At 50.8% G+C, this 20,702-nt stretch carries 12 protein-coding genes, 1 pseudogene and 1 CRISPR repeat array; of the genes and pseudogenes, 8 read left to right on the top strand and 5 right to left on the bottom strand.

Annotated elements, in window-relative coordinates; genetic code table 11:
• Positions 1-29: 29 nt before the first annotated feature.
• A CRISPR array of direct repeats spans positions 30-4,101; the repeat unit is 37 nt; unit sequence GTTTCAATCCCTAGAAGGGATTTTTGGGTTTTTCAAC.
• 350 nt (positions 4,102-4,451) lie between these two features.
• Both POG22_RS01990 and POG22_RS01985 read left to right on the top strand, forming a co-directional pair.
• Positions 4,452-5,507 carry a mannose-1-phosphate guanylyltransferase gene (locus POG22_RS01990; RefSeq protein WP_498903326.1) on the top strand — a complete coding sequence of 352 codons (1,056 nt, stop codon included), beginning with the start codon at positions 4,452-4,454 and terminating at the stop codon, positions 5,505-5,507.
• A gap of 164 nt (positions 5,508-5,671) precedes the next feature.
• Positions 5,672-6,406, top strand: a complete 735-nt coding sequence (locus tag POG22_RS01985) for a vWA domain-containing protein (protein WP_063717109.1) — start codon at positions 5,672-5,674, stop codon at positions 6,404-6,406.
• Here POG22_RS01985 and POG22_RS01980 read toward each other — a convergent pair.
• Positions 6,383-8,428: an ATP-binding protein gene (locus tag POG22_RS01980; RefSeq protein WP_498903323.1), complete on the bottom strand. Its 2,046-nt coding sequence runs from the start codon at positions 8,426-8,428 to the stop codon at positions 6,383-6,385. The genes POG22_RS01985 and POG22_RS01980 overlap by 24 nt on opposite strands.
• Positions 8,429-8,621: 193 nt before the next feature.
• On the opposite strand from POG22_RS01980, the gene panB reads away from it, so the two are divergent.
• The 4 genes from panB (at position 8,622) to POG22_RS01960 (ending at position 13,602) form a co-directional block, all read left to right on the top strand.
• Complete coding sequence (gene panB / locus POG22_RS01975; RefSeq protein ID WP_063717111.1) at positions 8,622-9,398, top strand: 3-methyl-2-oxobutanoate hydroxymethyltransferase; 777 nt, start codon at positions 8,622-8,624, stop codon at positions 9,396-9,398.
• Between the two features lie 411 nt (positions 9,399-9,809).
• Positions 9,810-10,025, top strand: a complete 216-nt coding sequence (locus POG22_RS01970) for a hypothetical protein (RefSeq protein WP_144053984.1) — start codon at positions 9,810-9,812, stop codon at positions 10,023-10,025.
• 550 nt (positions 10,026-10,575) lie between these two features.
• Positions 10,576-12,723 (top strand): serine/threonine-protein kinase, encoded by a 2,148-nt coding sequence (locus POG22_RS01965; RefSeq protein ID WP_082901579.1) that lies wholly within the window; start codon positions 10,576-10,578, stop codon positions 12,721-12,723.
• A 69-nt stretch (positions 12,724-12,792) separates the two neighbouring features.
• Positions 12,793-13,602: an SPFH domain-containing protein gene (locus POG22_RS01960; RefSeq protein ID WP_017662595.1), complete on the top strand. Its 810-nt coding sequence runs from the start codon at positions 12,793-12,795 to the stop codon at positions 13,600-13,602.
• A gap of 195 nt (positions 13,603-13,797) precedes the next feature.
• On the opposite strand, the gene POG22_RS01955 is transcribed toward POG22_RS01960, so the two are convergent.
• Positions 13,798-16,737: an ATP-binding protein gene (locus tag POG22_RS01955; RefSeq protein WP_498903319.1), complete on the bottom strand. Its 2,940-nt coding sequence runs from the start codon at positions 16,735-16,737 to the stop codon at positions 13,798-13,800.
• A gap of 740 nt (positions 16,738-17,477) precedes the next feature.
• Here POG22_RS01955 and POG22_RS01950 point away from each other — a divergent pair.
• The gene (locus POG22_RS01950; protein WP_498903317.1) at positions 17,478-17,789 is read left to right on the top strand and encodes a cupin domain-containing protein; all 312 of its coding nucleotides are present in this window, start codon (positions 17,478-17,480) and stop codon (positions 17,787-17,789) included.
• 48 nt (positions 17,790-17,837) lie between these two features.
• Here the strand turns inward: POG22_RS01950 and POG22_RS01945 are convergent, their stop codons facing one another.
• From POG22_RS01945 to POG22_RS01935, 3 genes are read right to left on the bottom strand one after another with little or no spacing between them, the layout of a single operon-like run.
• Positions 17,838-18,998, bottom strand: coding sequence for a beta-ketoacyl-[acyl-carrier-protein] synthase family protein (locus tag POG22_RS01945; RefSeq protein WP_498903315.1), 1,161 nt, complete (start codon positions 18,996-18,998; stop codon positions 17,838-17,840).
• Between the two features lies 1 nt (position 18,999).
• A complete protein-coding gene (locus POG22_RS01940) occupies positions 19,000-19,737 on the bottom strand; it encodes a peptidylprolyl isomerase (protein ID WP_498903313.1) in 738 nt (245 codons plus the stop codon).
• Positions 19,738-19,741: 4 nt separating this feature from the next.
• Positions 19,742-20,308 (bottom strand): photosystem I assembly protein Ycf4, encoded by a 567-nt coding sequence (locus tag POG22_RS01935; RefSeq protein ID WP_498903311.1) that lies wholly within the window; start codon positions 20,306-20,308, stop codon positions 19,742-19,744.
• A 230-nt stretch (positions 20,309-20,538) separates the two neighbouring features.
• Between POG22_RS01935 and POG22_RS01930 the strand changes: the two are divergent.
• Positions 20,539-20,702: pseudogene (locus POG22_RS01930) on the top strand (photosystem II D2 protein (photosystem q(a) protein)); the annotation flags it as partial.

Here is a 20,702-nt window from a genome sequence, read left to right as displayed (position 1 = left end):
GTTCGGCATCGTCTAAGAGCGCGTCGTACGTTTCAATCCCTAGAAGGGATTTTTGGGTTTTTCAACTGCCGGGCTGGACGAGCGATTTGCTCAATATCTCGAGTTTCAATCCCTAGAAGGGATTTTTGGGTTTTTCAACTTGAGGTCGTTCGTATTCAAGCTCGGGCTTTTCTTTGTTTCAATCCCTAGAAGGGATTTTTGGGTTTTTCAACCTGACAGGGGAGTTGCAGGGGGTTAGAGTTCTTTTCTTTGTTTCAATCCCTAGAAGGGATTTTTGGGTTTTTCAACATCCCCCGAAGAAGTGTCAATAATACCCCCCAGAGGTTTCAATCCCTAGAAGGGATTTTTGGGTTTTTCAACGCGGCTGCTGCAATTTCTAGAGCTGTTAGAGGTTGTTTCAATCCCTAGAAGGGATTTTTGGGTTTTTCAACTCAAGGCTGGTAAGTATGAGTGTGATATCAATTTTCGTGGTTTCAATCCCTAGAAGGGATTTTTGGGTTTTTCAACCTCCAGCTTCTTCTTCAGGGGAAGCTTAAAGACCCAGTTTCAATCCCTAGAAGGGATTTTTGGGTTTTTCAACGGGATGGTTGCACCCATCCCTGTTGATTACATTAGTTTCAATCCCTAGAAGGGATTTTTGGGTTTTTCAACAAGACTCGAGATGCCGCCGAGATGCCCATGGGAGCGTTTCAATCCCTAGAAGGGATTTTTGGGTTTTTCAACTTCTGAAGAGCGCGGAGATATATCGCAAGGGTATGTTTCAATCCCTAGAAGGGATTTTTGGGTTTTTCAACTAGGAATTCCAAGCCAGCGCTTTTTTGCACCCATAGTTTCAATCCCTAGAAGGGATTTTTGGGTTTTTCAACTATCGCCTATAGCTAGTTAATAGATATCAATTAAAGTTTCAATCCCTAGAAGGGATTTTTGGGTTTTTCAACTCGGGTCATCTGAAAATTCACAACCACACCAGAAAGTTTCAATCCCTAGAAGGGATTTTTGGGTTTTTCAACTTTGATGCAGTTTGTTGCCTTAATAGCTTTCCCGTTTCAATCCCTAGAAGGGATTTTTGGGTTTTTCAACAATTAATTGGAGTGATTTACTTCAGGGATTTCTTCAGTTTCAATCCCTAGAAGGGATTTTTGGGTTTTTCAACCAGGAATATTTTTAAATTCTCGGCACTTCCAAAAGTTTCAATCCCTAGAAGGGATTTTTGGGTTTTTCAACCAGTGGGGCAAGTCATCTACTTACCTCCGTACAACGTTTCAATCCCTAGAAGGGATTTTTGGGTTTTTCAACATTTCCTGCCCTGCATAAAATCATGAAGCTGGATTTGACCGGAAAGAGGTTTCAATCCCTAGAAGGGATTTTTGGGTTTTTCAACCCTATCAAAGCTTCTGGTGGAAGCTTTGAAATTGAATTTGGACCGTTTCAATCCCTAGAAGGGATTTTTGGGTTTTTCAACCATTCTGGGGCAACCATCAGCCCCAGGGCGCTAACAGTTTCAATCCCTAGAAGGGATTTTTGGGTTTTTCAACCAAAGCCCACCTCGTCGAGCGCGGCTTGGCGGAAGCGTTTCAATCCCTAGAAGGGATTTTTGGGTTTTTCAACCTAAATGCTATAAAGGCGAAATTGGGATTGAAGACGTTTCAATCCCTAGAAGGGATTTTTGGGTTTTTCAACCGAAATCGTATCGTTCCCCTCAATCTTGCAGGCGCGTTTCAATCCCTAGAAGGGATTTTTGGGTTTTTCAACTCGAGGAGCTTGAATCTCAAGTCGCCCAACTCGAACAGTTTCAATCCCTAGAAGGGATTTTTGGGTTTTTCAACGTTGACCTTGCGATTTGCAAATACTTTGAGTCTTTCGTTTCAATCCCTAGAAGGGATTTTTGGGTTTTTCAACAAGAGAAAAATACAAAAAAATTTGCTTATCTCAAGGCGGTGTTTCAATCCCTAGAAGGGATTTTTGGGTTTTTCAACTTTCACAATCTGCCCGTCGTAAGCCTCCATTGATTTTTCGTTTCAATCCCTAGAAGGGATTTTTGGGTTTTTCAACTTAATCGTGTCGCGCACTCAATGATTTCGCCATCAGAGTTTCAATCCCTAGAAGGGATTTTTGGGTTTTTCAACCATACCCTTTTCCGCCGCCGGATGATGATTTGGTGTTTCAATCCCTAGAAGGGATTTTTGGGTTTTTCAACTAGCGCGAGCCGCAATTGCGGCTGAGTCGCCTGATGGTGTTTCAATCCCTTGAAGGGATTTTTGGGTTTTTCAACTTCAACGACATTCGTCCAATTCATACCATCAGCGAGCTATGGGTTTCAATCCCTAGAAGGGATTTTTGGGTTTTTCAACTTTATCACTTAGTTCAAGCAGCTTCTCCGACTGCCTGTTTGTTTCAATCCCTAGAAGGGATTTTTGGGTTTTTCAACCGTGATACCCACCTCTCGATCTATGGATGTAAGCCCGTTTCAATCCCTAGAAGGGATTTTTGGGTTTTTCAACAGTTGCGGGGCGCGTCATTCAAACATTGGCTGGATGTTTCAATCCCTAGAAGGGATTTTTGGGTTTTTCAACAATCAATGGGACAACTCGGATAGCTTCATGTCCTCGTTTCAATCCCTAGAAGGGATTTTTGGGTTTTTCAACTCAAAATCGGTAACCGCGATTGGGAGTTCCAGCCGCGTTTCAATCCCTAGAAGGGATTTTTGGGTTTTTCAACGCAGTTCTACGGGCTGGTGGAACAGAAAGGTCGGGTTTCAATCCCTAGAAGGGATTTTTGGGTTTTTCAACCAAACAGCAGACCGAGCGGCTTCAGGGCTACCTCGTTTCAATCCCTAGAAGGGATTTTTGGGTTTTTCAACTTAAAAGGGTTTCGGCGTATTCTGTGAGGGAAAGGTTTCAATCCCTAGAAGGGATTTTTGGGTTTTTCAACCAGAGACCCCCTCGACGACAGCGATATCCGCCGCGTTTCAATCCCTAGAAGGGATTTTTGGGTTTTTCAACCTTCTCCGATAAAGGCGTCTGGGGGGAGTTTTGACATTGAGTTCGGTTTCAATCCCTAGAAGGGATTTTTGGGTTTTTCAACGAAGGGCTGACCGAGCTGGGCGTCATTGATTTCAAAGTTTCAATCCCTAGAAGGGATTTTTGGGTTTTTCAACGATCTGCGAATCGTTTGGGTTCCTCCCCAGACGGAGTTTCAATCCCTAGAAGGGATTTTTGGGTTTTTCAACTCGGTCTTTCGTGGGAACCCCTTCGCTCGAACTGGTTTCAATCCCTAGAAGGGATTTTTGGGTTTTTCAACATAATTCGGCAAGCCATCTCACAGCAATAGCCTTCTTCAGAAGTTTCAATCCCTAGAAGGGATTTTTGGGTTTTTCAACAATTTTAGCACATTAATCAAACCTTAACCCAGCCATCTGTTTCAATCCCTAGAAGGGATTTTTGGGTTTTTCAACCACCACGATCCGTTTCACGTCGGCCGATTTATTCAGTTTCAATCCCTAGAAGGGATTTTTGGGTTTTTCAACGAAATACCGACTGAAAGATAATGGCTTATCTGCCGTTTCAATCCCTAGAAGGGATTTTTGGGTTTTTCAACCATCTATCCCACGTCGGCGATCGAGTTTGTCCTCGTTTCAATCCCTAGAAGGGATTTTTGGGTTTTTCAACGTTCCCGATCCGCCGTATGTCGTTCGTGCGAACGTTTCAATCCCTAGAAGGGATTTTTGGGTTTTTCAACTTTTCCAATCGTGGTAAATGCCATTGATACGTCAGGCGGTTTCAATCCCTAGAAGGGATTTTTGGGTTTTTCAACCTGAGGCGATCGCCAGAATCTGGCTCGCGAAAATCGTTTCAATCCCTAGAAGGGATTTTTGGGTTTTTCAACTCGACGATTTCACAATCAAAGATATCTAAAGAGAACGTTTCAATCCCTAGAAGGGATTTTTGGGTTTTTCAACTTGGTGAGGGATGCGATCGCCTGCGAGATTTCGGCGTTTCAATCCCTAGAAGGGATTTTTGGGTTTTTCAACCAGACTCTCCTACAACACCCACGACGGCGAACTCGTTTCAATCCCTAGAAGGGATTTTTGGGTTTTTCAACGGCCTACCTCTGAAACCTTGATTCTATTTGATTTTCAAGGTTCAGTTGCGCGGATCGCTGCCATCCTACCATGAAACTCGACAAAAATGCCATATTGCACTTCTTCCTAAATCTCTCAAACACATACCAGATAAGGCTTTCAAAGATTGCGCGGATCGCCTCCGACTCTTCAGAAGCTCAAACCTAGACGCTGTAAGCCTTTCACCTCTCTAACCGCACATCCTCCTCTCAAACACCTACCCATTCGCGCAAAAACGCTCTTCTCACTCCTCCTTACGGTATCTCGGGCGGGGCGATGCCAAAATGGGGGCAACGCAAACAACATTATCAGAAACACATCGAGGTTCACTATGGTCTTTATTCCCGTCATCCTCGCGGGGGGAAAGGGGGAACGCTTCTGGCCCCTCAGTCGTATTCGACGCCCCAAACAGTTCCTCTGCCTCGACGGAAGCGGAAACAGCCTTCTGCAAGCTACGGCCGATCGCCTGTTACCCCTAGCGGGAAACTGGGATAATCTCTGGGTCGTTACCGCCTCTCATTTGGTTGACGGGATTCGCGAACAACTCCCCCAACTCCCCGACGCCAACCTCTTGGTGGAACCGGAAGGCCGTGATACCGCTCCAGCCGTGGCCTGGACGACCCTCGAAATTTCCCGACGCTACGATAATGAGGCGGTGGTGGGCTTCTTCCCCGCCGATCACGCGATCGCCGATCGCCCTCGCTTTCACACCACGCTCAAAGCCGCAATCGAACTGGCCGCTACTGAAGCCGCGATCGTGACCTTGGGCGTCAAACCCACTTATCCCGCCACGGGTTACGGCTACATCGAGCAAGGGACGGCCTGCGGAGAAGTAGGCGGACTCCCTGCTTACCGCGTCGCTCGCTTTACGGAAAAACCCGATGAAACCACCGCCAAAGACTTTCTAGCATCGGGACGCTTTAGCTGGAACAGCGGTATTTTCGTCTTCCGGGCTGGCGTCACCCTCTCGGAATTAAAAACTTATGCCCCGACTCTCCTCTCTCGCCTCTCCCAAGATGGGGTCGCTGCTTATCCGACGTTGGACAAAATCAGTATCGACTACGCGTTGATGGAAAAAACCGATCTGGCTTACGTTTTACCAGTGGATTTCGGTTGGGACGACCTAGGGGATTGGAACGCTCTCGAACGCCTCCACGATGGCGATCGCACTAATGTAGAACTCGCTCGCCACATCGGACGAGATACGACAGGAGCGATCGTCTACAGCAGCGACGACGACGAACTCATCGTGACCATCGGCTTAGAAGACGTGGTGGTGGTACGGGACGGAAAAGCCACTTTAATCGCTCGCAAGTCTCGTACTCAAGAGATTAAAACAGTTCTCAAACATCTTAAAGACGACCCCGACGGCCGGCAGTTTCTTTAACGCTGCGTTGGCGAGATCCCGATCGCGATCGTCTACACTGAAAGCATCTCTGGGTGTCTCTCAACCGTTCGGGTCTTCCCCATCGCTTCAGAACGTCGTTCGCTCCCGATCGATCGGCGTTCTAAATTGTTTTCACTCGAATTCCGACTCTCCCCCCACCAACGATGGATATTTTGACAGATGGCGGCGATCTCCTCCAAGACCGCGATTACACGATCGCGATCGATCGCAGTGCGACGATGACACAAACCGACTCCAACAGCGGCCTGACGTTGCAAGCCATTTTGCAGGACGCCACGCTCGCCTTCGTGACCCAGTGCGAACAGTTCGACTTCGACGGGATTACTTTATATTTCTACAGCGACACGTTCGATCGCTTCGATCGCGTCACCTCCACCGAAGTCGCCAAACGCTTTCGCGACTATCCCCCCTCGGGTCGGTCTTATCTCGCCAAACCCCTACGGGACGCCATCGACCTCTACTTCAACCGCCGTCGCCTAGGACTGGCCAAACCCAACGGCGAAACCATTTTCGTCCTCACGGGAAGCATCCCCCAAGATATCGCCGAAGTCCGCAAAACCATCATCGCTGCCTCCAACCAAATTACCTCGGACGAAGAACTGGCCATCGAAATCGTGCAAATTGGAGACAATCCCCGCTTGCGGGAACTCCTACTGAATCTCGACAACGATTTGCAAAAAATGGGGGCGGCGTTCGATATCTGCGATACCGTCACCCTCGATCAGATCGATCGCGAAACCCTTTCGGAAGTCTCGATCGCCGCGATCGCCGATCGACACTCAAAACTCGTTTGTCAATCATTTTTTACAACTCGTAACATCAAACGACGATCGCCCCCTGCTCGATCTCGCTCCTCAGATCGACGCCCCGATAGGTAAGACAATTATCACCGTCGTTCCGCGATCGATCCCCTCACTTTCAACGGCGATCTGTCCCCGCATCAACTCCACCAAACTTTTAGCCACCGCCAACCCCAACCCCGGACCGCGACAGTGTTCGGGACAGCCTTCGAGCTTGGCAAAGGGTTGAAACAACTTCTCTTGTTGGTCGGGAGCGATGCCAATACCCGTGTCGGAAATCGAAATGATGGCTTCGGGAAGTTCGTGATAGCTGGTTTTGCCCATCGGGGCGGTAATCGCCGTCCGAACCACGATTTCACCGGATTCCGTAAACTGAATCGCGTTTTCTAAGACGATCGACAACACCTGTTCGAGCATTCGGCGATCGGCCCGGACGTACAGGGGTGGGGGAAAATCGTGACGGGACAGTTGCAGCGATTTCCCGTCGAGGTCTGGGCGATGTTGGGCGATGATGCTGTCGAGACAAGACTGAATATCGACGGCCTCGAGGTTCGGCCTCAGTTGTCCCGAGTGAATCTTCGTCAGATCGGAAATTTCCTGCATTAACTCCAACAGGCGAGTTCCAGCACGCACGACGCGATCGAAACGCTGTAAGTCTTCAGGAGGATAGCGATCGCGGCGATCGAGCAAGGCTTTCGCATTGTCGATGGCTTTTTGAATGGTCGGTTGAAACTCTTCAGCTAAATTGAACAAATACAAATCCTTGAGGCGATCGGTTTCCCGCAGGGCTTTGTTTTCCGATTCCAACTCCGCCAAAGTCGTTTGAAGCTGTGCGGCGGTGCGGTTGAACGTCGTCAACAGGGTTTTGATTTCTCGAGTCCGTAGCAACAGTCCCCCCGATCGCACGTCTAAAAAAGACAGCGTTTTCCACTGACTCCCCAACTTCCGCAACCCTTCCGTCAACCGCTGCAAGGGACGCACGATGCCCTGAGATACCTGCCAACCAACAAAGGTGGCGACGGCCAATCCAAAGACGCACAGGAGGAGCGTGACGCGAGCAGTTCGGCGAACGGCACTGGTAAAGTCGGCTTGGGGAACGGTCACCACCACCAGCCAATCGAGACCGCTGGGATCGCGAAACGGCGAAACTTGCAAAAAATACTGATGGTTTTGCAACTGATACCGTAAAATCTGCGTTTCTTCAATTTGATTTAAGTTGTCAAAGTGGCGTATCAGATGGGTCGCAGCCGCTTGCACCGTACGATCGCGGCTTTCGGTAGCCCGAATCCCACCGAGGGGGCGATCGTCAGAACCAAGAAACGCGTCGGTTCCCGAGGTGGCCACCAACACCCCTTGGCGATCGATGGCGAAGGCTTGTCCGGCCCGGCCGATTTTCAACGTTCGCAAAAACTGAGCGATGCGAGACAAGCGCAAATCGACGCCCAACACGCCCAACAAGTCCCCGTCCTCGTCGTAGATGGGATAGCTGGCCGATACCGCTGGGGTGTTTTGTCCTGGGGATCGAACCGATCCTTGCGTCCAGACGAACTCCCCCGCTTCAACGGCTTGGAGGTAACCTCGATCGCGGCGAGGGTCGTAGTCGTCGGTGATGTCGAGGACGGTGACGCGATCGCCAAAGCGGTTGAGTTGGTATTCGTACGCTCGAGTCGGATCGCGATCGAAATTCCGTTCGGTGAGGACGAGGCGACCGTCATTGCGGCGATAAATCCCCACGAACTCTCCATCGGAACTGGTGAAGTTGAGGTTGCTGACCTCGAACACCTGCATCTGTTGCCAGAAATACTCGGCGGTGTCGGCTAAATCCGTCGGATCGAGGGTTCCGGCTTCGATGGCGGCGGCGTTTAAGGCGGTTAGTTGGTTGGGGGTTTCGAGATAGTCTTCGAGATGTTGGACGATGCGGCGGCTAACTTGGTCTTGCAGTTGGGTGCCGAGGTCGAGAATGGCCTGTTGTCCTTGTTGGTAGGACAGGTATCCGACCAGCCCCATAAAGGCGACCAGTTGCAGGGCGAACGGAATGGCGATCGCCGTTCGCAGAGAAAATCGTTTGGAGAGTGCAGTGACGAGCGATCGGTGGAACACGGTCAGTCAGAGTGGGAGGTGCGATCGGGGGTATTCCGTGGTTCCGTTGCCTCGGTTCCCTCTAGGATCTAGGATATCGCGCCCTTGGAACGGACACTTTTCGCTAGACTGAAGTAACGAGCCGAGACCGGTACGATCGCGCTCGAAATCCCGATTTTGGGCAAGTTGTGAGACGAGTTTTGAGAGTTGAGATATGGCCGTAACACCCCGAACGCTGGTGCGTTGGAAACGCGAACATCGTTCGATCGTCACGTTGACTGCGTGGGATTATGCGATCGCGAAGGTTTTGGACGAAGCCGGTGTCGATGTGGTTCTGGTGGGGGATTCCCTGGCTCAAGTGGCGTTAGGGTACGAGACGACGTTACCTTTGACCCTCGAGGAAATGTTGCACCACGCTAAAGCCGTCCGTCGCGGGGTCAAGCAGGCGTTGATGGTCGTGGATTTACCGTTTTTGACCTATCAGGAAAGTCCCCAGCAAGCTCTACAGTCAGCCGGGCGCGTTTTGAAGGAAACGGGAGCGGCGGCGGTGAAACTTGAAGGCGGGTATCCGGCGATGGCGGAAACGGTGGCGGTCTTGGTGCAGGCGGGAATTCCGGTGATGGGTCATGTGGGACTGACGCCTCAGTCGGTGCATCAGTTGGGATATCGCAAGCAGGGGACGACTAACACTGAAGAATCTCGGCTGGTTTCCGAAGCATTGGCGTTAGAACGGGCGGGGATCTTCGCGCTCGTTCTCGAACATATAGATGGGGCGTTAGCGGAGAAAATTTCTCAGAAACTGACGGTGCCGACCCTCGGTATCGGAGCGGGTTCGGGATGCGACGGACAGATTTTAGTGACGCACGATTTGCTCGGATGGTCCGATCGCCAACCGCCTTTTGCCAAGGTTTACGCGAATTTACGGGAGACGATTTCTGAAGCCGTTCGACAGTACGGCGACGACGTGCGATCGCGTCGGTTTCAAGTATAGCGACGCAATGGGGATCGCGGCAAACCTATCGATTTTTCGATTCTTCGCTCCGTAATATTACGTACTTTTCTCCAATCGATCTCAATTTTGTAATGTCGATTACAACCGCGAGATCGTAGTTTTGGGGAGAAGTTTTTTTTGTAAACTTTTGAATCGAAACCCTCCAGTAAAGCGTGCGATCGAGCTATACTAATAACGTGAAATAACGAGACGAGATCGATCGCAAACTTCGAGAACGTGGGATTAAAAACACCCATTAAATCGAATACAAAATCGTTTACAGCCAAGATTATTCCGAAGCGATCGAACTGTTTTTTCAACAACTTTGCGATCTAAAAAAAATAGCGATCGCCTCAGTTGTCCGAATAACAACTGACAACTGAAACATTATTTTAGGGAGGAAAAAATATTATGGCTAGATCTGGTGTTGCAATCGAACGAGCGATCCCTCAATCGTGGACTGCCGACCGTGCCACCTCGACTTCCCTGCGAAATACCTCCTCGCACCGTCGATCGCGCCGACGGGTTGCCAGCGATCGCTTTGGCTTTGAATCCCACGACATTATTAACGACGACGGCGAGTCCGTCACAGTATTCCTCCCTCATCTCGGCGGTTCTCGTATCTAGGACGACACCCCAACCGAGACTCGGTCTCCTGAGAAAACCCGAAACCCTACGTTTTGGGTTTTCCTGTTTCTGAGGTCGGGAAACCCGAAAGAGGAGAGTTTGTCAGGAAAACGGGAAGCAATCCGAATTTTTCCTCTCCCCTCGATACCGTCCTTGTCGCTTCCCTGGGGAAATCCCACCGCCTTCAGACAGTAAACAAGTACGATACACTGAAAGCAGCCAACAGAAATGAGGTTCCGTAAGGTAAATTAAAGTCAGGGTTAGCAAAGAGCCGACCCGAACCGTCGCACTGTCCACAGTCGAAATTTCGCGTCATCGAGAGAGTTTCCCTCGCAATCGATGAACCCTGACGTGGGGAGTCGAAACGAAACCGAGAGCCGAATCGTCTCCCAACCCACCTGTCGCGCCTCGACTGGCAAGCGAGCGTTCTCCAAAAGCCAAACTTCCCGAGACCGATTCAGGACACGCGCTCTCCGAACGGGTGTCGAACTGTCGAATTCGTCCAAGCCCACATATACCCCTAACCTTTGTGCCGGGTCAGCTGCTATCCGTGAGTTATTGCATTAACCCCCAATGCCCTAACCCTGCCGAACAGCCCAATCCGAAAGATCGCGTCTGTCCCCATTGCGGAGCGGACTTGGTGCTGCAAAATCGGTATCGGATTCTTGGGTTGCTCGGGAGTGGCGGTTTCGGCAAAACCTTTGAGGCAGCCGAAGGCAAAAAACTCAAAGTCATTAAAGTTCTCTACAAAAACCATCCCAAAGCGGTTTCGCTGTTTCAACAAGAAGCCAAAGTCCTCAGCCGCCTGAGTCATCCAGGCATTCCCAAAGTCGAGCCAGACGGGTATTTCGTGTACTGGCCGCCCAACAGCGAAGAACCGGTTCACTGCTTGGTGATGGAAAAAATCGAGGGGTTAAACCTCAGCGAATGGCTCGAAGAGCGTAAAAACCAACCGATCGATAAAAAAGTAGCGATCGCCTGGCTCGAGCAACTCGTCGAAATTTTAGAACAAGTCCACAAACAGCATTACTTCCACCGGGACATCAAACCCCATAACATTATGCGCCGTCCCGACGGGCAACTCGTTCTCATCGATTTCGGAACGGCGCGAGAAGTGACGGGAACCTATCTCAACAAAGTTGGCGGCGGACAAAACGTCACGGAAATCATCTCGGCCGGTTACACCCCTCCCGAACAAATTAACGGAAAAGCTGTCCCTCAATCGGACTTTTACGCCCTCGGACGCACCTTCGTCTACTTGATGACCGGCAAAAAACCTACTGAATTTCCCGAACACCCTCGCACCGGGAAACTTCAATGGCGAGACGGTGCGCCTCAAATTCCCGACGCCCTGGCCGACATCATCGATTACATGATGGCGCCGTTTCCCGGCAACCGACCGCAACACGCCCAAATGATTTTGCGCTCGTTAGACGAGGCCAAACCTCAACTATCTGCCTCGAATACTGGCTTTAAGTGGCCGTTCAAACCCAACGACAGCACCTCGAATCCTTCCTCTCAAAAAACGCCACGGGCGTCGCGAGCATTACCGACAGACTCGGGGCTCTATCGCAGCGGTGCGCCGGATTTGCGATCGACCGGTTCGGGATTTCGCAGTACGGGGGGTGGACGCAGCACTCAATCACGCCTTCGCAAACGTCAGACCAGTTGGAGCGATCGCCTTCACCTGTCTTGGCAGTCTGTTGCAGCCGGGGCGATCGCGATTCTGGCCGCGTCTCAACTTTACAGCTATTGGCGTTACGGACTGTTTCCGGCCAGCCCGTGGTTCCCCCTGTCTTCCCTCCCCAGCAGCGGCTTTTTCGACTTGTTGCTGGCCCGTAACGCTGGAGGACGAGTTTACAGCCTCGCCGTGTCGCCACAAAACAACATCGTTGCCAGCGGGAGTTTTCGCGATATGGGCATTATCGCCCTCAAAAACGGCGTTCTACTGTACGAGCGATCGGTTCACGACGACTGGATTCGCGCCATCGCCTTTACCCCCGATGGCAATACCATCGTCACGGCGAGCAACGATACCACCGTGCGCCTCTGGGACGCCCGTACGGGCATTCGTAAGTTAACGCTCGGCGGACACAGCAAAGCCGTCAACGATATCGCCATCTCCACCGACGGCCGCATTCTCGTCAGTGCCAGCGACGATCGCACGATTCGCGTGTGGGATTTACGCAGCGGGCGATCGCTCCACACCTTACAAGGTCATACAGCCGAAGTCACCAGCGTCGCGCTGTCTGCCGACGGTAATACCTTAGTGAGTGGGGGAGCGGATAAAACCTTGCGAGTCTGGAACGTGTCTCAAGGGGTTCAAATTCGCGCGCTGACCGGTCACGACGCGGGCGTGCGATCGGTTGCCTTGTCGCCGGACGGCACCACCATCGCCAGCAGTAGCTTCGACAATACCTTGCGTTTGTGGAACGTCTTTCCCGGAGCGGAAATCGATCGCCTCGAGAAAACGCGGGTCGATCTCAGTACCGCGATCTTTTCCCCAGACAGTCGGTATCTCGTCGGGGGAGGCGAAGCCATTTTTTTGTGGAACCTCGAGAGCGGCAAACGAGAGTATCGGTTGCACGGCCATCGCGGCGAAGTCAGTGCCTTAGCGTTTGCCTCGAACGGTCGCCAGTTAGTCAGCGGCGGAGTAGACAAAACGATCAAACTGTGGGAGATGCCGGTGGCTCCCTGACAAGTTTCGCGATTTAATAGAGTCAAAGTTCGTTTTCGATCGAGTGTAGTACTTGAGGAAATTTAGACGATGTATTCGTTTCTTGCCGCCATCGTTTTAGGGTTTGTCGGGTACACCGTCGGAGGCGTCAAAATTATCAATCAGGGCAATCAAGCACTCGTAGAACGGTTGGGAAAATACCACCGAACCCTCAACGCAGGGTTGAATTTGACTGCTCCGTTTTTCGATCGCATCGTGTGGGAAGATACGACCCGCGAACAGTTCATTCAAATCGAACCGCAACGGGCAATTACGAAAGATAACGTCTCGTTGGAAGTTCAAGCGGTGGTGTACTGGCGTATTCTAGATTTAGAACGGGCGTATTACGAAATCGAAGACGTTGCTGCTGCCATTCAAAACCGCGTCAGTACGATTTTAGGCTCGGAAATCGGTCAGCGAGAACTCGATCGCACGGTGACATCGCGAGGGGAAATCAACCAAGTGATGTTGGAAAAAATGGATGAAGAAACGGGAAATTGGGGCGTTAAAGTCACGCGAGTCGACGTTCAGAAAATCAATCCATCCAAAACGGTTCTCGAATCGATGGAAATCGAGCGAGCGGCGGAAATTAAAAAACGAGCGTCGATTTTAGAAGCGGAAGGAACGGCGGAATATATGAACCAAATCGCCAAAGCCTTGGAGTCAAAACGTAACGCTCGAGAAATTCTTCACTTTTTTATTACTCAACGCTACGTCGATTCGAGTTTTAAACTCAGCCAAAGTGAGAATTCTAAAGTGGTCTTTATGGATCCGAAAGCCCTCTCGGAAGCCCTCGAGCCAGTTTTGGGAGATCGGCTATCGGAAAATACTTCCTCAAACGGTTCGGAACCGGAGAATTGAGGTGAGAAGATGGGGAGATTTTACCTCATTCCCGACAAATCTCTCGAGAGTTAGACGAACGCGATCGCCCCACTGCGTTAGGAGTAGAAATAGACGATATATGAAGTCAGGCAAGTGGTTGGATTTCTTCAAAACTCGATCGATTTGCAATGTGACTAAAAACTGAGTCGAAACCGCGATCGCTTCGACTTTAAATCAGCGATCGCTCGCCCGTTGCGGAAAAATTGGTAACAGAATGACAAACCGTGCGCCCCGATCGATTTCTGAATCGCAGATCAACTGTCCCCCATGCTTTTCAGTCACGATTTGATAGCTGATCGACATTCCTAAACCGGTTCCTTTTCCAATCGCTTTCGTGGTAAAAAACGGATCGAAGATCCTCTGTTTGACCGTTGCGGGAATTCCCGGGCCGTTATCTGCGATCGCGATCGTTACGTGAGTTTCGTTGGCTTGCGTTTCAATGTGAATCTGACTGGGGTTCTCTTGCTTGTCTTCTAAGGAGCGATCGCGATCCCACTCTTCTAAAGCATCGATGGCGTTCGTCAAGATATTCATAAACACCTGGTTGATCGATCCCGCATAACATTCTACGTTCGGGAGATCTCCGTAATCCTTAATCACTTCGATCGCCGGTCGATCGCCTTTGACTTTCAAGCGGTTGCTGAGGATCATGAGCGTACTGTCGATCCCCTCGTGTAAGTCTACGGGTTTGACATCCGATTCGTCGAGACGGCTGAAATTCCGCAAACTCAAGACAATTTCTCGAATTCGTTGCGCCCCAACCTTCATCGATCGCAACAACTTAAGCAGATCTTCAGAAATAAAATCGAACTCGATTTCTTCGAGCTTGTCTTCTAACTCAGGATCTGGATTGGGATATTTTTCCTCGTATAACGCCACCAAATCTAAAATATCTTGAATGTAATCTTCGGCGTGAACGAGATTCCCATAAATAAAGTTGACTGGATTGTTAATTTCGTGAGCGACACCCGCCACGAGTTGACCCAACCCCGACATTTTTTCGGTTTGAACCAGTTGCGATTGGGTTTCCTGTAATGTTTTCAACGCCCTCGATAACTCGAACGTTCGCTGTTTCACCCGATCTTCGAGATCGTGGGTCAGTTGCTGTAACGCAGCTTCTGCGGCGGTGCGATCGAGAATTTCTCGTTGTAACTGTTGGTTTTGTTTGTCGAGTTCGTCTTCGGCGAGTTCTCGGCTGTCTTCGCTGAGAACGTACCACCAAGATGCAATCCCTAAAATCACGAGTAACGGAGCGTACAGCTCCAAAAACGAGGCGAACAAGATTTCAGACGTTTCGGGGAACTGCTCGCCAAAACTCTTGATACTGAAAAAGTACACGACCACGAAAATCGCCGCCGTCACCCCCGTCACTAATGCAAAACTACCTAGAAATCGAACGAGTTTAGCATCGAGGTGAGGGGCAATTTTTTCACGAAACTCTGCTTGTAATTGTTTGATAACTGGATGGTCGATGAAATCGGGTTCGGGTTTGCAGCGATCGTGACATCGCGAGTCGAGGCTACAACACAGCGAACAAATCGAGCCGTCGTACACCGGACAATAAGCCATGTCCGCCGGTTCGTAAGACTGCTCGCAGATACAACATGAAATGAGATCGCGGCCGTCTAACGTCTGTACGCTGTGGTTGAGATAGTGATTTTCGCGGGCGATGTAATATTTGCCATCAGTGGCGATCGCGAGAACGGGAGACAAAACGAAGGCGATTCCCAAGGCTAAAAATGGAGCGTAAGCTTGGGCGAAATCCCCGAACGCTCCAACGAAAGCCGCGATCGAGATCGACGACGCTACCACCGTCGCCCCAAATCCCACAGGATTGATGCTATATAAGTGAGCGCGTTTGAACTCGATATAGGACGGACTCCATCCCAACGGCTTGTTGATGACTAAATCCGCGACTAACGCCCCCACCCAGGCGATCGCCACGTTGGAATACAGCCCCAAAATTGCCTCGAGGGTTTCAAACACCCCCAACTCCATCAACAGCAGGGAAATCGCGACGTTAAACACCAACCAAACAACGCGGCCGGGGTGGTTGTGGGTCAATCGCGAAAAGAAATTCGACCACGCCAGCGATCCCGCGTAAGCGTTGGTCACGTTAATTTTAATTTGGGAAATGATGACAAACAGCGTCCCGATGGCGAGGACGACCGCCGGATCGCCGAACATATCGGAAAATCCAGCCAAATACATCTGAATCGGTTCTTTGGCCTTGGCAAAGGTGACGCCGTGGTAAATCGCTAAAGACGCTAAAAACGTTCCTCCGATTTGCTTGGCCCATCCCAGTACGATCCAACCCGGCCCGGCGGAGATCGCTGCAACCCACCAACGAACGCGGTTGTGGTCTTCCAAGTCGGGTAAAAATCTCAAGTAATCGACTTGTTCGCCTAACTGGGCGATTAACGAAAACGAAACGGTCGCCGCTGTTCCAAACAATAAGGGATCGAACCCCGATCCGCCGATTGCATTCCCGTCAAAGTTGAGCCAGTGAGAAAAGGCGTCGGGTTCTTTGTGAAGTACGAACAGGTACGGAGACACCATCAACGCCAGCCATAGAGGTTGAGTCCACAGTTGCAGGCGATTGATGAATGTGACGCCGTAAAACACCATAGGAATGATAATCAAAGAACACAGGAGATAACCCCAACTTAAGGGGAGATGGAAATACAATTCCAACGCCTGTGCCATGATTGCCGCTTCTAAGGCGAAAAAGATGAAGGTAAAGGACGCGTAAATGACGGAGGTAATGGTCGATCCGATGTAGCCGAATCCCGCTCCTCGCGTCAACAAATCCATGTCGATGTTATATTTGGCAGCGTAGTAGGTGATGGGAATGCCTGCCAGGAAAATAATTGCGCTGACTGTGGTAATTGCCCAAAAGGAGTTGGTGAAACCGTAGTTGATGGCTAGAGACCCCCCGATCGCTTCGAGGGCTAGGAACGAAATTCCGCCGAGGGCAGTGTTGGCAACGAGTAGCTCGGGCCACTTACGAAATGATTTGGGAGCGTAACGTAAGGAGTAGTCTTCGAGAGTTTCGTTGGCGACCCAGGTGTTATACTCTCGCCGTTCTTTGAGAACTTTGGGTGGTGATACCATCGCTATGTTTGGAGGAATTTATTTCTCAGCTCGAAAAATTTAATTTTTTTGAAATAAATTCGATAAATACTCTGTAATACGCTGCGATTTGCACTTTAACACAATTAATAACAGCTTCCTGCTGTTTTTTTGTTTTTTTAGCGATCGCCTGAAAAACAGTTGAAATCGACACGATTTTGAATTGCATCGATCGGTGCGATCTTATTATAGATCGTTTTTTATATCAACGTAAACTTGATTGAATTCTCGTCAATCCTCAGAGCTATTGTAGCAAACTTCATTTCAGCCTGCGATCTTTTTTAAGATTTTGTCGATACGGTCTATTAGGTGTAAAACCCAAACTATTACGCGTCGAGTTAGCGTTGTACTTGAGTTGAGTTGCCATTTGGGGTTGGGCGATCGTCGAAAAAACGTGCCGGTAAACAGAAGGATCGGGTTCGACTCGTCCTCCCACAGCTTGGAGTTGGGAGTTATATGACGAGTATTTTGTTAGTACACCCGTTCTACACCTTCGAGAGTTTGTTAGTAAAATTCACTGCTCGAATTAAAAAAATTAGTCTGTTCGTCTCTTATATCTTAGCCAAGCCTATAAATCAGCAGCTATGTTGAAAATACGGATTCTCGAGGTTGAAAATACTGAGTTTTTTGGGCAATAGGGTTAACGACTCCGAGAACACTACTTAAAAATGTAAGAAGATTTTGATATTTTAAAAAGGTGACGTCATCTTGGAGAAGCGATCGTGTCACAGATCGAGCGCTGGAATCCCGAACGAGATGGAGAACTATCTGAATCCGCAATGCGCGACAAACTCGAACGACGTGGCTATCACGTGTCTAGATACGTTTATCCGTCGGGAACCTATTTCCCAAACCACACCCACGCCATCGATAAAATCGACGGGGTTCTCTCCGGGCGGTTTCGTCTGGTTCTAGAAGGACGAGAGGCGATTTTGGAAGCTGGAGACTGTATCGCAGTTCCCCGAAACGCCGTTCACAGCGCAGAGGTTTTGGGAAACGAACCTGTGGTCAGCTTGGACGCGACGAAAGTTTGACGGAGTTTGAGGGAAGCGAACCCGAAATCTGAAAGTTTTTGTGAAGAATCATCGCGATAGGGCGACGACGGCGTTTTGTCCCCCAAACCCGAAACTGAAACACAGGAGGCGATCGCTCTTCGCGACTCTCGCCGTTTCTACCAAGTCCAAATCGAAGTCGCGATCGCGCAACCCCACACAGGGCGGTAACACCCCATCGCGCATCGCCAACAAACAAAACGCCACCCCCAACGCCCCCGACGCGCCGATGCTGTGTCCCGTCGCGCCTTTGGTCGAACTCACGGGTACGCCTCGGGGAAACAGATGTCGTAGCAAATAGGCTTCGCTGCGATCGTTGAGTTGGGTACTGGTACCGTGGGCGTGAACGTAGTCGATGTCTCTCGGTTCGAGTCCCGATCGATCGAGACAGGTTTTCACCGCCGAGATCGCGCCGCGACTTTGGGGTTGGGGGGCGCTGACGTGGTAACTATCGGCGGTTAAGCCGAAATCGAGAATGCGTCCGTAAATTTTGGCCTTGCGCTGTCGGGCAACTTCGGCGGATTCGAGGACGAACATCGCCGCACCTTCGGCTAACGCCAAGCCTTCCCGATGGCGATCGAACGGATAACACCCCGTCTTCGCCAACGCTCCCATTTTGTCGAAACTGGCCAGAGTCAAGGGCGTAATCGGCGTTTCCACCGCCCCCGCCACGACGCGATCGCACTGTCGGCTGCGGATGAGTTGTACCCCCTGAGCGATCGCCCAAATTCCCGTCGCACAAGCAGCCATCGGCGCTAACACCGGCCCCCGAGTTCCCAGGAGTCGGGCGATCGCGATCGCGCCCCGATGCGGTAACGCCTCCAACCAACCCGATAGCCCGTCCGTTTCCATCTGTCGGTGAAGAGACTCCAAACGCCCCTGCTGACTGCGACTCGAACCGAGAACGACACCGCAATCTCTTAGAAGCGTTTCTGAAGATAAATTTGAAGGAGATAAACTCGCATCTTCGAGTGCTTCGGTCGCAACAGTTTTCGCAAGGTCGAGAAAATCGGCGGGGCGATCGCCCAACAGTCCCAGCGGCTTGGGTGGAAGTTCGGGAAACGGTTGCGACCTCTGCAATCCCGACTTTCCCAAAATCAGTTGCGTCCAAGTGGTGGCGAGATTTCCGAGGCTCGATCGCGCTCCGATTCCCGTCACCACGACATCGATATCGAACCCTCCGACGCCCAAGTTACCGCTGCAAGTTCTCCAAGCCTTCCGTCACCGTCACCGAATCGATGCGATCGCCCTGCTCGATAGTATCGACGACCTCCATGCCCTCAGTCACGTAGCCGAAAACCGCATAATTGCCATCGAGAAAATCGAGATCCGAGAGGGCGATGTAAAACTGTGCCGATGCTGAATTAGGCGGGGTCGATCGCGCCATCGCTACCGCACCGCGACGATGCGTCAACTCTGGCATCGCGTCAACACCAGCTCGAGCCAACGTTTCGCCATAAACAGGTTCGTCAGCCCCTTCCGGTTCGATCTCTAAGGGAATGTAGCGCGGTTGCTGCGTCTCGGGATCGACATAACTTCCCGTCCCCAACTGCGACACGGGGGTTTCGGGATCTTTACTCAAGGGATCGCCCCCCTGAACCACGAAGGGTTCGGGTTGGCGGACGACGCGGTGAAACGAGGTGCCGTCGTACACGCCCCGTTCGGCGAGATCGATGAAGTTTCCCGCTGTGATCGGGGCGTTATTGCCATCGACTTCGATGGTAATCGGCGATCCCTTTACCACCATAACGAGGGTCGCCGTACCGTCGAGTCGCGGTAAACCCGCAAACTGTTCGGTCGCGGCCGAAGATCGATCGGAATCTGGCGAAGCACTGCTGGCAACCTCTCCAGATTGCGAACACGCTGAGAGCGCCAGCACACCTACCAAGACCCAGGGCAGGACTTGACGTCGGAAATTCGAGAATAGCATCGCTTTACAATCCTTCGAGGGGAACGCCGAGAAAACGCGCCAGTCGAGCGCCTTGGTTTTCGATTTCGGCCAGAGATAAGGGTTGTCCGACGCGGGTTAACGGCACGTCGCGCATCCCTTTCACGCGCAGGTACAGGGTACGTTTGGGATTGATACCGTCTTTGACATCCACGCGGATCGATTTTACGTCGTTGACGTCACAAGTCACGTCGATGCGGCGATTTTTACCGGGAAAGCCCCAACGGAAAATATTAATTTTTCCGGTTTCGAGATTAAACTCGTTGTAGCCGCCGCCCACGTCCCACCAAATCACGAGCCACAGGTACAGCGACAACAGAATCGCCGCGCCGCCGTAAAGTCCCATGACTAGCCCTTGGGGAACGAAGATCAGTTGTGTCGGATCGGCAAAGGGTAGCAGGTTGACTTGCAGATAGCTCGACAGCCCCGACAGCAGGAAACCCACACCACCGAGGGAGACGACGCTCGCCCAGAAGTAGTTGCTGAACCGGCGCGATCCCAGTACGGGCTGATGGAGAATGCGATCGCTCGTCGCTACAGTCTGTACGGTCATAGAGTTTTTTAAGTTTGTTTAACTAATCTTGACGTTTGAACTTTTTTAGTATCTAAACTTCGTCGCGGAGAGAGGGACGGGCGAAATTCTTAAAAATTCTAGCCTTTCAGTGTTTAAATTTTTCGATCGCCCCCCATTAAACTCGCCTGACTTGATGACATAGTATATAGTTATGTTAACTTAATTAGAAACCTTGCAAAAGACTTTAAAGCAAGGAGGCTTGAGATTCAATGACCATCGCAGTAAGCCGCGCGCCAGAACGAGGATGGTTCGACGTCCTCGACGACTGGCTCAAGCGCGATCGATTCGTTTTTGTCGGCTGGTCCGGCATCCTGCTGTTCCCCACCGCCTACCTGGCCATCGGGGCATGGCTGACCGGCACCACCTTCGTAAC

It is taken from the genome of Geitlerinema sp. CS-897 (assembly GCF_028368005.1).
Lineage (GTDB): Bacteria > Cyanobacteriota > Cyanobacteriia > Cyanobacteriales > Geitlerinemataceae > Baaleninema > Baaleninema simplex.
The sequence above is the reverse complement of the archived record's forward strand: the minus strand, read 5'-3'. Positions and strand labels throughout refer to the sequence as shown.

Coding starts and splice junctions, on each gene's coding strand:
- POG22_RS01990 (WP_498903326.1), top strand. CDS start 4,452: ATGGTCTTTATTCCCGTCATCCTCGCGGGGGGAAAGGGGGAACGCTTC.
- POG22_RS01985 (WP_063717109.1), top strand. CDS start 5,672: ATGGATATTTTGACAGATGGCGGCGATCTCCTCCAAGACCGCGATTAC.
- panB (WP_063717111.1), top strand. CDS start 8,622: ATGGCCGTAACACCCCGAACGCTGGTGCGTTGGAAACGCGAACATCGT.
- POG22_RS01970 (WP_144053984.1), top strand. CDS start 9,810: ATGGCTAGATCTGGTGTTGCAATCGAACGAGCGATCCCTCAATCGTGG.
- POG22_RS01960 (WP_017662595.1), top strand. CDS start 12,793: ATGTATTCGTTTCTTGCCGCCATCGTTTTAGGGTTTGTCGGGTACACC.
- POG22_RS01955 (WP_498903319.1), bottom strand. CDS start 16,737: ATGGTATCACCACCCAAAGTTCTCAAAGAACGGCGAGAGTATAACACC.
- POG22_RS01940 (WP_498903313.1), bottom strand. CDS start 19,737: ATGCTATTCTCGAATTTCCGACGTCAAGTCCTGCCCTGGGTCTTGGTA.
- POG22_RS01935 (WP_498903311.1), bottom strand. CDS start 20,308: ATGACCGTACAGACTGTAGCGACGAGCGATCGCATTCTCCATCAGCCC.